The 12,941-nt window shown below is 41.4% G+C and carries 12 protein-coding genes; 3 read left to right on the plus strand and 9 right to left on the minus strand.

What is annotated here, in order from left to right:
* Nucleotides 1–7 precede the first annotated feature (7 nt).
* Genes GM173_RS15040 through GM173_RS16120 form a run of 5 tightly spaced genes read right to left on the minus strand, consistent with a single transcriptional unit; the run spans nucleotide 8 to nucleotide 7,300 of the window.
* Nucleotides 8–4,717 carry a pilus assembly protein gene (locus GM173_RS15040; protein WP_203572211.1) on the minus strand — a complete coding sequence of 1,570 codons (4,710 nt, stop codon included), beginning with the start codon at nucleotides 4,715–4,717 and terminating at the stop codon, nucleotides 8–10.
* A 10-nt stretch (nucleotides 4,718–4,727) separates the two neighbouring features.
* A complete protein-coding gene (locus GM173_RS15045) occupies nucleotides 4,728–5,255 on the minus strand; it encodes a pilus assembly PilX family protein (protein ID WP_203572212.1) in 528 nt (175 codons plus the stop codon).
* Between the two features lie 8 nt (nucleotides 5,256–5,263).
* Entirely contained in the window at nucleotides 5,264–6,046 is a 783-nt protein-coding gene (locus tag GM173_RS15050; RefSeq protein ID WP_203572246.1) for a PilW family protein, read from the minus strand.
* A gap of 12 nt (nucleotides 6,047–6,058) precedes the next feature.
* On the minus strand, nucleotides 6,059–6,769 hold the full coding sequence (locus tag GM173_RS15055) for a PilV family protein (RefSeq protein ID WP_203572213.1): 711 nt from the start codon (nucleotides 6,767–6,769) through the stop codon (nucleotides 6,059–6,061).
* 9 nt (nucleotides 6,770–6,778) lie between these two features.
* Nucleotides 6,779–7,300: a GspH/FimT family pseudopilin gene (locus GM173_RS16120; protein WP_275412361.1), complete on the minus strand. Its 522-nt coding sequence runs from the start codon at nucleotides 7,298–7,300 to the stop codon at nucleotides 6,779–6,781.
* Nucleotides 7,301–7,571: 271 nt separating this feature from the next.
* Here GM173_RS16120 and GM173_RS15065 point away from each other — a divergent pair, with 271 nt between their 5' ends.
* The 3 genes from GM173_RS15065 to GM173_RS15075 are packed head-to-tail and all read left to right on the plus strand — an operon-like array spanning nucleotide 7,572 to nucleotide 9,131.
* Nucleotides 7,572–8,342: a threonine/serine exporter family protein gene (locus GM173_RS15065; protein ID WP_203572214.1), complete on the plus strand. Its 771-nt coding sequence runs from the start codon at nucleotides 7,572–7,574 to the stop codon at nucleotides 8,340–8,342.
* Nucleotides 8,343–8,795 carry a threonine/serine exporter family protein gene (locus tag GM173_RS15070; RefSeq protein WP_203572215.1) on the plus strand — a complete coding sequence of 151 codons (453 nt, stop codon included), beginning with the start codon at nucleotides 8,343–8,345 and terminating at the stop codon, nucleotides 8,793–8,795.
* Nucleotides 8,796–8,798: 3 nt separating this feature from the next.
* Nucleotides 8,799–9,131: a DUF2845 domain-containing protein gene (locus tag GM173_RS15075; protein WP_203572216.1), complete on the plus strand. Its 333-nt coding sequence runs from the start codon at nucleotides 8,799–8,801 to the stop codon at nucleotides 9,129–9,131.
* A 56-nt stretch (nucleotides 9,132–9,187) separates the two neighbouring features.
* Here the strand turns inward: GM173_RS15075 and GM173_RS15080 are convergent, their stop codons facing one another.
* From GM173_RS15080 to queE, 4 genes are all read right to left on the minus strand, one after another.
* Nucleotides 9,188–9,964: a 5'-methylthioadenosine/adenosylhomocysteine nucleosidase gene (locus tag GM173_RS15080; RefSeq protein ID WP_203572217.1), complete on the minus strand. Its 777-nt coding sequence runs from the start codon at nucleotides 9,962–9,964 to the stop codon at nucleotides 9,188–9,190.
* A 205-nt stretch (nucleotides 9,965–10,169) separates the two neighbouring features.
* On the minus strand, nucleotides 10,170–10,868 hold the full coding sequence (gene queC / locus GM173_RS15085; RefSeq protein WP_239078552.1) for a 7-cyano-7-deazaguanine synthase QueC: 699 nt from the start codon (nucleotides 10,866–10,868) through the stop codon (nucleotides 10,170–10,172).
* A complete protein-coding gene (locus GM173_RS15090; protein WP_203572219.1) occupies nucleotides 10,861–12,192 on the minus strand; it encodes a chloride channel protein in 1,332 nt (443 codons plus the stop codon). Before GM173_RS15090 ends, queC begins: the two co-directional genes overlap by 8 nt.
* A 51-nt stretch (nucleotides 12,193–12,243) precedes the next feature.
* Complete coding sequence (gene queE / locus GM173_RS15095; protein ID WP_203572220.1) at nucleotides 12,244–12,888, minus strand: 7-carboxy-7-deazaguanine synthase QueE; 645 nt, start codon at nucleotides 12,886–12,888, stop codon at nucleotides 12,244–12,246.
* Nucleotides 12,889–12,941: the final 53 nt, after the last annotated feature.

Here is a 12,941-nt window from a genome sequence, read left to right on the forward strand (position 1 = left end):
TTAATAATTATTTAATAACTTCAGTCCAATTTACTGGTACAACAATACGTGAATCACAAACATTAATTTGAGTAGCCTTACCTAAAGGATCAACGTCAATTGCTTTTTCACATGGATTACTTCCTTGCTTTTTAGTATTGTTATAATCACGACCAAAACCTCTTTCATCATTTAAGCCTGATGGAGTAGCACCTTTAACAGTTGTAGTACCGTTAGGTGTAGAGGTAGAAGAAATTAGACCTACATTTGCAATTACTACTTTAGTACCATCACTACTCTTAGTCATTGCAAAACGTTGTCGGGTTTGACCACCATCATCAAGATTTAATGCCATTAAAGTAGAACGAGAAGTAAATGAACATTGATTAGATAAATCTTGATACGGAATTAAAGTATTAAATAAAATAGTTCCACCTGATATTCTAGGCATACCAACGCTTCTCTCTTCAGATATTGGATAATCAGCATACCATCCAAATTCAATACTAGGATTATTGAATAAATTTTCATCAGTACAATTTGTCTGGAAAGAACCATCTGCCTTTTTTGGTAATATACATCTGAAATTTTCAATATCACTTAATGTTAAACCTGTTTGATTTAATTTAATCAAATCGCTATTATTATAAGATTGAATTTTCTGCTGAATTAATTTTGAAGTAACTAACGTATCAAATGAAGATATATCACCAGTTACAGCACCTGAAGTACTTAACTGTTCTTCATTATCTACAATACCGTAAAAACTCGCAGTATTCGATTGTCCAGAACAAGTAGCCCCATATCGATCGCAATCTTCAGAAAATTTACCAGTACCAAAATAAACCATTAATCGTTTATTTACAATACTTAAATTAGATTCAACTTTTTTCTCAAAAGTAATTGCAGGAGGGCTTACAATAGATTGAGCCCCATCTGACCTTGTTGCTTTAAATAAAGGTTTACCCGCCAATCCAATTTTCCAATCAGATGAATTTTTACTTTTTACATCAAACTTCCATAGGTTTCCTAGCATATCACCCGCATAAATAACATCCGCGGTACCATTATCATCTAAATCTGCTGCAGTTGCTGCAGATAAACCGTTAAAACCTGTACCTGCAATTGATGGATCAATTAATATTTTTTTAGCTGTAGTTGAATCCCAACCAGATGAAGAAGGACCAGATACATCAAGTAAAAATAATGCTGCATTGCCATTATCACTGTTAAAACCATTACCAACAATTGAATACCATTTACCATCATTCATTTTAGTAATTAATGGGCTATATGGTTGATATCCCATATCTGGGCTGCCTTGTGCAGAATTTGTGGTATTGAAATATTCCCAACGAGTATATTTAGGTATTTCTGAAGATCCGACATCTAATGGTTTAGTAATGTTAAGTGCAAAAACACCTTTACCACCAAATCCAGCAGTTGCAACAAGTAATGTATTCCATTCGCCTGAATTCATTTTTACATCTTGAACTGCAGCTTGGCCATTTAAATAATATTCATGATTATAAGCTTGTTCTTCTAGCTTATATAATTTGTTAAAAATAAATGATGGAATGTAGCCAAAACGTTCTTTTCCGTTATCAGCTTGATTTGTAACAATATCATCCATAAATGCATGAAATACACCACCATTAGCACCAGCATAAACAAAATTTATACGATCTTTATAAGTCTTTGCAAAAGTAGAGTAATCTGCATCAGCATAATATGTTGGATCAGGTACAGGTCCTACAGCATACGGTTGAGCATCTAATATATCTGCAATGTAATTAGTTTCATCACTGAAACGTTCTCGCTGTCTAAATTTACCGGATGTTGTTCCTTCATTAGAATTATCACCACGAATATATTTAGAACGTGCTTCCATTGTCGGTGTAACCACAAAACCACCTGGATCACCACTTGGATAATTTAATGCAGCTTTCTGATTAGATGATAAAAATGCCAACCCAGCAGCACTATCAAATGCCGTACCTGTACGAGTGTCAGGATTCCATGTCATTAGTATTCGCTGAGTAGGAGGCAGTAATTTAGATGGATCATTTGCATCCCAATAAACTGTTCCCAATTGAAGTGTTGAAGTTGACAATGATAGTGCAGATAAATTACCACTCCATTGATTTGCTTTATAAGCGGTACGATAAATTCGATAATCACTACTTGTGGAGCCACCACCGGATGCACTACCAACTGGTGCACTAGATCTACTTGTTGCATCAATACGTGAAAAAGCTCGATCTAATTGTTCTTTTAATTTTAATGGATTTGTAACTAAAAAATAATTATCAGGTATACCGTCTGCATCAACATCCCATTCTGCAGTATTATCTAAAACATTCTTATTCGGACTAATGTCCGCATCATCATCAACAAAACCACCATATTTTGCGGCATACCAAAGTGGTGATTTCAAATCTGTTACTACCGCTGCTGAACTATTAGCCACAAAAACACGAGAATCAGTCAGTGCGGTTAAATTACCACTTGGATTAACAGGAGTTCCTGAATTGACAGGATTGCCTGAGTTTAGTGTGGCTGGTTTTGCATCCATCCAGTAAGTTACATTATTTCCACCAACGTCTTTAACGACTAAATATACGCCATCATTAGTTGATCCAGATACAACATAACCCATATGTTGATCGATACCACCAGCAGCATACGTAGAATCAACCTTCACTAGGATTTTGTTATCGCTCTGTAAACTAATGGTGTATTCAGCAATAGCATCCATATCATGGTCACCACCATATTCAACATCCTCAAAATTAATACGGAATTTATAATATGGGCGACCACCGTTTATCGAATTATCTGTTGGAAATCCTGGAACATTTCTTATTGTATCAATGTAATAGTCAACAATTTGATTCGTTGGTCTATAATTCGCCGAGTTTCCAGTCCCACCTCCATTTGAGGGAGACTTTGCAAAAGGAGTGAAAATTACCTTTTGACCACTAACTGGTATTTCAATTTTTGGTAGTGGTGAAGCTAATGCAATTGAAAATGTACTTACTAATTGTTTTTCTGCAGCTGCATTAATATCATTAATACGTCCAAACTGGGCAACTGCTGCTGTTGAAAATGTACCAAATTTTCCTGGTTCATCTGGTAATCCTTTTAAATTTGAAAAAGAAGATGTGGTTTTAACTGTTGGTGCTAAATCATTATTTGTACCATTTGAGCCAATTACTACAGATTTTGAAACAGATCCAAATTCATCTTTCCACATTTTATCTAAAATTGTGGTTTGATTGAATGAATTAGCATTAATGCTAGAATCCACAATTCCATCATCAAACGATGGATTTATATCAGATATCAAAGTTATTACAGGTTTAGCACAAACACTATTTCGTGCTACACCATTATTGGCACCATATGGATCTGTCCAAGTCGCTACTGGTAGACCTAATGTATTTCCCTTGGCATCACTTGTATAGCTAGCGTTTGCACCGGAAAAATAGCGCATGGTTTCCCACATCATTTCACCTACCGGATTACCCCATCCGCTGCAATTTCCATTAGTTAATTGCTTTGAAAATGCATTTGCATATGAGCATTCATTATCATTCCCATTTAGTCCGTACCATTCTCTGTTATTTGTAAAACCTTCTACTCTGAAATTATCAATTGCTTTAATTACACCCACAGTACTTTTGAACGTACCATTATTGATATCAACTTCATCACTAATAGTAGAGATATTTTTTCTAAGTACTCCACTTTGTGTATTGTTTGAATAGCTACCGCTCATTAAACCAAATCGCATGGAATCAGCATCACCATACTGCTGTATTAATCCAAATGGTTTATAGGACGTGCCGTATTTTTTACATTCTGATTCTAATAGTCCTGTTTTACAAACTTGTACTCTTACATTGTAATTTGTCATATCACCAGTGGGGATATTGACACGATTATTAGATCCATCAGCATATTGTGCATCAGCCACTGGTCTTTCAATACTGAGCCACTCCCATACTCGACGCGGGCTATTTTTGATAGTTCTTAACAATGGAGGGTTGTTATAACTAGTGCTACATGCATTTGGTGTACACATTGTAGTATTGGCAAACAAGTGTCGAGTCGAGCCTGTTGGGAGATCCATAGGGGTATAGTCCCTAATGTCATAGCCATCATTAGCTATGTTGCGATACTCTTTACCCCAGCTATGAGCATCTTGTGGGATAAATGCCCGCTCTAACTCTGTTTCTGTTGCTGTATCTTTACTTCGTTTTCCACCATAAAGCACTCTACGAATAGCATCAATACGTGATGTAGTTAAATAATTTAGATAATCTCCGCTCCATGGTGCGGATGAATTATTCGGGCATTTTTTGTTTGTTGTTATTTCTACAGGTTCAAAACGATTATTTGTATATTGATAACATTTATAGCTATCAAAATAGCCATAATAGTCAATTTTAAAATTCCCTTTTATCGCTGGAAAACCGGCTTTATTTTGCCAACCTTGATAGCCTACATCGTATGTGCCATCACCATCCAGATCAGATGCATCATTATAAGCTTCATAAAAAAGTCGGTGATCTTTGCCAATCACTAGCATATTAAGTGGAGGCTCATTTGACGATTGGTAGAGAGGTGTGAATGGATCTTTACCACTTTGAGTAAATTTTTGTACTGGAGCAGCATTAATAAATTGGCTTGAAAAAATACCACTAATTATTAATGTAATTAATTTAATTTTCATGATGCTACTCCTAACTTTCACATGCTTTAACAATAGAATGTAATAACACAGAGCTATTTGCTTCAGCTCCGGTTCCTTTTCCCCAAACTTCATAAAAAGTACAATCGCCATCTACATTGTTTACTAAGTCACGGATAGCCCAACGTGGCTGTGCTGCAACTCCAGATATACTCATTGTTTTAACTTTATTTGCCCCTAATAAAACATTGCAACTGGTATTATTTATTTCACATGTTGCAGTTCCTGCTGACCATGTATTGTTATCGAGCAGAGTACTATCAGCGGTACTGCTATTGCATAACCCTTTATCGCATCCAGATGCTGGAAATATTACTTCCTCTGTTAATTGTGCTTGTGCTCTAAGCATTGCCAGTTGTGCCATTTCAAATGCTTGAGTTCTGGCTCGATTATTTCCTGCTGAATGCTCACGTACTGTTGCATTTTTCACAGCGTAAACAACAGCTATAGTTATTGCTATTAGGAATATAATACTGGTAATAAGTACAAATCCATTCTCTTTTTTATTTTTTCTTGACATTTTTTCACCTAATTCATTTTGTTTCTTAAATAAACAGTAGTTGAAAAAGTTCTGTAATTACTTCCATCTGTATTATTAATACTAGTTTTTGATTGTTCTGGAAAATTACAATTTAAATATTTTCTATTGTTTGTTTTTGCCGCAATATTAGTTTCTTTACTTTTAGTTACAATGCATGTTTTTATAGAATATACTTTACCCCAATCTGTAATTCCTGAATCTGCATAATTATCGGATATTTTGTCTGTATCAGAATCTACGCCATAGGTAACTTTAAATTCAACAATATTATCAGCAATTACTTGGCTATCCGAAATAGTTCCTGTATTAGATAATTTGCTACATTTAAGCTGACTACCGTCTAAATGAATACGATAGCCATGAATGTTTGAATCTTTTAAGGATGGATAGTCTAAATTTCCAGTGTTGTCACCAGCACAACTTATGATGTTTGCGTCGGTATCACCCATAAATCTGATATTTATTTGTTGATTATTTCCTTTAATAATTTCGCCATTATTCATTCCATAACTTGCAGTAAATGCAGTTGCTGGCGACGTTTTCATGTTTGCTTTATTAATATAACCTGCTTGAAAAATCATTCTTTGTATTGTAGATAGCGCAAACTTTCCTTCATCTGCTTGATTTGTTATTGCAGATTGTGTTCTAAACGTTTGGCGTGTTTGTATGTACATGTTTGCTATTGCTAACGTAAGTAGCATCGCCAGAGCCAAGCCAATCATTAACTCTATGATTGTAAAACCATTTTCATTTTGGCTGATTTTATTCATGGATTAGCCTATTTATAATAGTGATGAAGAGAAACGTCTAAGGACACGTACATTTTTATCTTTTTCATCAATATCATCTGTCGACAAAGTACCTTGTTCTTTTTTTGTTGTTTGTTCTTCGTACCAGATTTTTATTACATATGGTGCATTTTCATATTCGGCACTGGTGCTACTTAAACAGCCTGTTTTTGTTGCATAGTCAGTGTCGGTAGGATCAAATACTGGTGATATACCGTCGTCTGGAGTATTGTCTTTACAAACTATACCGCCACCTTTGATTGTTCCATCAGAATTAAATCCTAACGGTAAAGAAGCATTAATTAAATTAAGCCAATATGCAGTCTCTTCCTCAGCTAATTTTTGACTATTTGTTTTTGTTTTTGAATTTGGTGTATAGCCCGTTGGCTTGCTACAAGTATATTTCTCTGTTGAATTATCGTATTCGCATTTAATATGCGCATAATTAGGTGGTATTGGTATTACAATACTAGAGCCATAGTATTTAGAATCAATTCCTGCCTCTGTGGCTGCTAATGATTTTGGTCTGTTTGTTTGAATTTGCTCAGCCATGCTAGAGGCTAAATCTGCAGCAATAGAGCGCAAATTTGAACTTTGTGCTGCTCTTAATGAATAGGCTTGAAGGGATGCTAGCCCTAATATTCCAAGCGCTAAAACAACGATTGAAATTAGAACTTCTAGCATAATTGTGCCGGACTGTTTCATTTGCTGCTCCTAACTGCATGTTCCGCTTTGGGTACGGCTAATTCGACCCATTTTGTCGACTGTCACTATTCTTGCGGTTGCACCTGAATTGCAAAAAGTGATATTGGTATCACTTGAGCCAGCTAACACGACAGATCTAAAACGAATAGCAAGTTGGTTACTGTTACTTGTAATACTGTCTACATTCTTGATGGCTTGGGTTACTCGTAATACGGTTTCACCAGCATCTAATTGTTTGTCACCATCTGCATCGACAAATACGACCCATCCTGTACGCCAATCGGGTGTACCTGTCTTGCAAGTCGGTGCATCGGCTGAAGGATTTGCTGAGTTGCAAATCGTGACGCTTTCGCCTCTTTTGATTGCTTCTGATTTTGCAAGACCAAGGCTGTTGATTAACTCTTCTGAAGCACCAGTTAAGTGGCTATTTTTCATGAATGTTTGCAAATTTGGTGCCGCAATACTTGCGATGATGCCCATCAAAGCTACAACAATCATCATTTCTATCAGCGTAAAACCAGCTTGTCTCATGTCGTTCTCGCAGTACTGTTTTAACTATAAGTAAATAATAATATAGTTGTATGCTGTTGTATGCTATCCAATTAAACACTTACGGAATAAGGTGTTCTTCGACACAACTTCTTTAGATTTTTGATTTCTGTTTATAAGTTAGTCTGGGTTTTAATTTTTGTCGCATAAACAAGATGAACGCAGATGTTTATCCTATTAACGGCTTGATTTTCTGTAAGAATTTTGATTGTTGCCAATATTCAATGCACAAATAAAACGCTATGATTCGGTTATGACTACATCCACTAAATACAACACTTCACTTGCTAGCGCTTTGGTTTTATCACTTCAAGCTGGCCTACTTGCCCACCAATCAGGTGCGGGAACGCATCGCACTTCTTTGATCATTCAACGGACTGCTAAAGCCCTTGGTGCTGCTCGGGTGGAAGTGATTATTTCCTCGACCAATATCGGTGCGACGATTGAATGGGGGGAGCAGCGTGAAACCGGTTTTCGTAAAGCGCCGCATATGGGCGCGAATTTTGCGCTACTCACATCACTTAATCAGTGGCTGGTCGACTTAGAGCAGGGTGACGCAGATCCTGCGCATGCTCAGCATGCATTGGATGAGATTGCCAAACGGCCGATTCATTATCCACGCTGGTTGATTACAACCTTGGTTGGTTTGTCGTGCGGCGCATTTGCGGCTTTGTTTGGTGGCGATATCGCGGCGATTTTGATTACGACATTTGGTGCGACGCTGGGGATGGCGGTGCGCTTTTATTTAGTTTTGCGTCATTTCAAGCCTTCGGTATTTGCCACCGCAGCGAGTTTTGTCGCTTTATTATCAGTTGGTCTCTTGCGCCACCTCACTGATACACCCGAAGCGGCTTTGGCGGCGTCGGTGCTATTTTTAATTCCGGGCGTACCATTGATTAATGGCGCATCTGATTTACTCAATGCTAATTATTTGAATGGCATGGTTCGCTTTGCGATGAGTGCGGTGATTATTTTTGGTATTGCGGTCGGTGTGAGTTTGGCGCTACGGATTTTGGGGATTTAAATGAACGCTTGGTTGCTAGAAATTTGGGCTGCACCGGCGGCTTTAGGTTTTGCACTCTTATTTAATGTGCCACCGCGGGCGCTATGGATGTGTGGCGCGCTGGCGATTTTGGGGCACGCAGCGCGTAAACTCGTTTTGACGATGCATGGCGATATTGTTTTGGGTACTTTAGTGGCTGCTATTTTGATTGGTTTGATCGCTGAATGGTGGTCGACGCGGCGGAATGAGCCGGCGATTATTTATGCCATTAGTGCCGCGATTCCAATGGTGCCGGGGACTTATATGTATAAGGCAGTGCAGGCCTTATTAGGGATTGCGACTTTACCAGTGGGCGAATCGGGTCAAGAGTTATTGGTTGCGGCGGGGGTGAGTGGGGTGAAGGCGGGGATGATTGTGCTGGCCTTGGCGTTTGGCATTGCGGCGCCTTTGCTCTTGTTGCCAAAAAGGAATTAAACCATGCGAAAAGTACTGGCACTGGCACTGGCACTGGTAATTGTTTTGTTTTGCCTTGCACTACCCGTCGCAGCGGCAGGAATGCGCTGTGGCCAGTCTTTGCTTGAATTGGGTGATTCAATGACGCGCGTTGAGCAAAATTGCGGCTCACCAGCGGAAAAAAATGAATTTAGCGCACCGTATTACTACACCGATCATTGGGGTAATCGCCGCTATGGTGGTGAGCAAGTGTATACCGAATGGATCTATAATTTTGGGCCGCAACGCTTTATGATGAAGGTGAAATTTGTCGGCGGCACGATCACGAATATCACTGAATTGGGATATGGCAGCTAAGGTATTGAGCTATAGCCCATATTAATGAATGGCCACAGATCAATACCTAATCTTATTTACTTGGCGTAGTCTGCACAAAATTCTCGCAAAATACCCAGGCTGTATTGCGCGGCCACTTCGTGAATGAACTGCTTGAAATCCAAATGCGCATGTTCATTGGCTTCATCAGAAATCGTGCGCATAATCGCATACGGAATTTCAAAATCATCGCAAACTTGCGCAATCGCCGCGCCTTCCATTTCGACCGCCAGCAAGTCTGGCAATTCTTGTTTCAGCCCTGCCAATACTTGCAAATCCTGAATAAATTGATCGCCACTGGCAATCAGCCCAGCGACGATTTGTACTTGCTCGAGGCCAAATTGCGCGCGCGCTGCGGCGCTGATGTGCTGATTCATTTGCTGCGCAATAAAAATTTGCGCTGCTTGCGTGAGCTGTTGGCTCAGTTGTGCTGATGTGGCAAAGCGGCTTTTACCGCTGCGCGGGATTTCAAATTTTGGGAATATCGGAAACGCGTTCATATCGTGCTGAATCAACTCATCCGCGATGACGATATCGCCAACGCGCAAACTGGCATCGGCCGCACCAGCCACACCGCTTAATACAATCTCAGTCACGCCAAAATGCTGAATCAAACTAGTCACCGTACTGGCGGCGGCGACTTTACCAATGCCCGACAATACGCACACGCAAGCCACGCCCCAGAGCGTACCGCTGCGATACTCACGTTTGCCGATGTGATGAATTTGCACGTCTTGTAAGTGCTCGGCTAAACCTTGTTGTTCTTCTGCCATTGCAAATACAAGACCAAGGCGGGTGGTGAGGGCTGATTTCATTGGATTGTCGTTTTAATAAATTGAGCTTATCGCGGGAGCGGGTATATGGGCGCCCATTATTTGAGGCAAGGTCAAAGGGGCCACGAAAAACACGAAAATCACGAACAAGAGCATTCGCGATTGAACTATGATTTTCTTTCATGCCTTTTCGTGTTTTTCGTGGACAAATAGTTTTTGCTTAGCCCACCGTCATAAGGGGCGATTTTTATTCATGGATCATTGAGTTGGCATACCGCGTTGGATCGGCCATCTTGGCCGCAGCAAATCCCGCTGCGCGCAAACGGCAAGCGTCGCAAACGCCGCAGGCTTCGCCGGCTTCGTTGGCTTGGTAGCACGTCACGGTCAAACTGTAATCGACGCCGAGTTTTTGCCCTTCGGTGACGATTTCTGCTTTCCTCAAACGAATCAATGGCGTGTGGATATTCAGTGATGAGCCTTCTACGCCGACTTTGGTCGCCAAACGCGCCATCGCTTGGAATGCGGAAATATATTCTGGGCGGCAATCAGGGTAACCCGAATAATCCACCGCATTCACACCAATAAAAATATCATCGGCTTTGAGTACTTCAGACCACGCCAAAGCAAACGATAGCAACACGGTATTGCGCGCAGGCACATAAGTCACCGGAATTTCATTTTCGTTTTCAACGCCATCAACGGGGACGGCGATATTGGCGTCGGTCAGTGCCGAGCCGCCAAAACCGGCTAAATCAATTTTGATAATGCGATGTTCAATCGCGCCGAGCGATTTGGCAACGCGGGCTGCCGCTTGCAACTCGGCATTGTGGCGCTGGCCATAATCGAACGACAGCGCGTAGCAATCAAAACCTTTGGCTTTGGCCATCGCCAGGCAAGTGGCGGAATCAAGACCACCTGATAATAAAATGACGGCTTTTTTATTCATTTTCATTTCTCTTTTTAGTGAGCGTTGGCTGCGTGTTGCGTAAACCAGCAAGCACTTGTTCAGCCAAGTCATGATACAAATTCGTTTTAAAAATACGCGCCACACTGGCGGAAATCATCGCTGCGGCCATGATGGAAATCACCATATCGTGGCCATCGGTCATTTCCATCAAAATAATCGCTGAGGTCAGCGGCGCGCGGGTAATTGCGGCGAGCGCGGCGACCATGCCAATTGCAATCAGCTTAATTTTGAGTGCCGGATCAAACAGCGGCACAAACCAACTGCCTATTCCTGCGCCCAAACTTAAGGATGGTGCAAAAATTCCGCCCGGTAAACCGGTTAAAAATGTGCCTAATTGACCGATGAATTTCAGCGGCAAAAAGTACCACGCTAATTCAGCGTGCCCAGCGATCACTGCGCTGGTGATTTCTGCACCACTGCCATAAATCGGCGCGACTAAACCACAAACCGCAATTAATAATCCAATGCTGGCAATAAAATAATAGGGGTGGTATTGCTTGAAAAGCTTTATTTTTATTGGCATCCAAGTCGATACATTGACGCAAAGCCAAGAAAAAGCGCCGCCAATCAAGCCTGCGGCGATTGCAATCAAAACCAAGGGAATCAAGATCGAATAACTAAATGGCGGCACATGAATTTTGCCAAAATAGATATAGTTGCCTTGTAAAGCCAAGGAAACCAAACCTGCCAAAATCACCGCGCCGAGTAATTTACCCGAGGTTTTTTCTTCCACCGAGCGCGCCAGCTCTTCAAACGCAAACACAATCCCCGCCAGCGGCGTATTAAACGCCGCCGCAATCCCTGCTGCACCACCCGCCAAAATCAATTGCCGTCGAAATACCGGATCATCGATCGGCAATAATTTGCGGCAAGCAAACATAATACTCGCGCCGATTTGCACCGTTGGCCCTTCGCGCCCTAATACGAAACCACTGCCCAAGCCCAAAACAATCGCGATGAATTTCGCTATCGCGATACGCGGCGACAAGATGCGTTCGATTTGTTGCGGATGATCATTCAGTTGCAGCGCGGCTTGAACCTGAGGAATTCCACTACCTTGCGCGCCAGCGCCAATATGCTGCATCAGCCAGTGAATACCCATGCCGCCGAGCGGCAAAGACAGCAGCGGCCACCACCACCATTTTGTTTGTAATGCGCTAAATCCAGCAAAGGCAATCTCTGCAGCGGCAGCGAGTAAATACGCCACCAATCCAACTAAAGCCGCACCCAGCCACAACGCCAAAGTCGTACGGCTACGACTTGGCAGGTGTTTGATTCTGATGAGTAAACGTTGAACGACCATCAAAAATCCTAGGTATATTTATCTACGCATTACATAAAAATGGCTAGCCGTTTATACACCTGGTTTTTCACCCCAGAGTATTTTATGCAATTGCACTTGGACGCGAACCGGTAGTTGGTCAGCGATCACCCATTCGGCTAAATCCACCGGTTTCAGCGTTTCCCACACCGGCGAGAAAATCACCGGAGCGCGTTCATTGAGCTTTTCTTGGCGGACTTTATCGCGGGCCCATTCGTAGTCGGCACGATCTACCAGCACAAATTTAATTTCATCGTGCTCGGTTACCACGTCGACATTCGGCCAATGCATATTGTGCATTTCACCTGAGCCCGGGGTTTTGATGTCTAAAATTCGCGATACGCGCGGATCGACGCAATCAATCGGTTGGCCACCGCCGGTTTCGACGCTAACGTCAAAGCCTTCATCGCACAGGCGCTTGAATAGCAGATGGACTGGCTTTTGCGCCAAAGGCTCGCCACCCGTTACACAAACAGTCTTGCATGAAAATGCACGGATTTGCTGCATAATGTCGTCAATTGTCTGCGTTTTGCCGCCAGTAAACGCATAAGCACTGTCGCAATAGCCACAGCGCATCGGACAGCCAGTCAGGCGAACGAACACGGTGGGTAAGCCCATCCGGCTGGTTTCACCTTGTAGCGAATGGAATATTTCGGTAATTCTAAGTTCTTCACGCATTTAAGCTCCTAACCGGAGAACAGTCCGGGGGAAAATTAGAACTCGTTTTAACT

The sequence above is a fragment of the Deefgea chitinilytica genome, assembly GCF_016881405.1.
GTDB classification, from domain to species: domain Bacteria; phylum Pseudomonadota; class Gammaproteobacteria; order Burkholderiales; family Chitinibacteraceae; genus Deefgea; species Deefgea chitinilytica.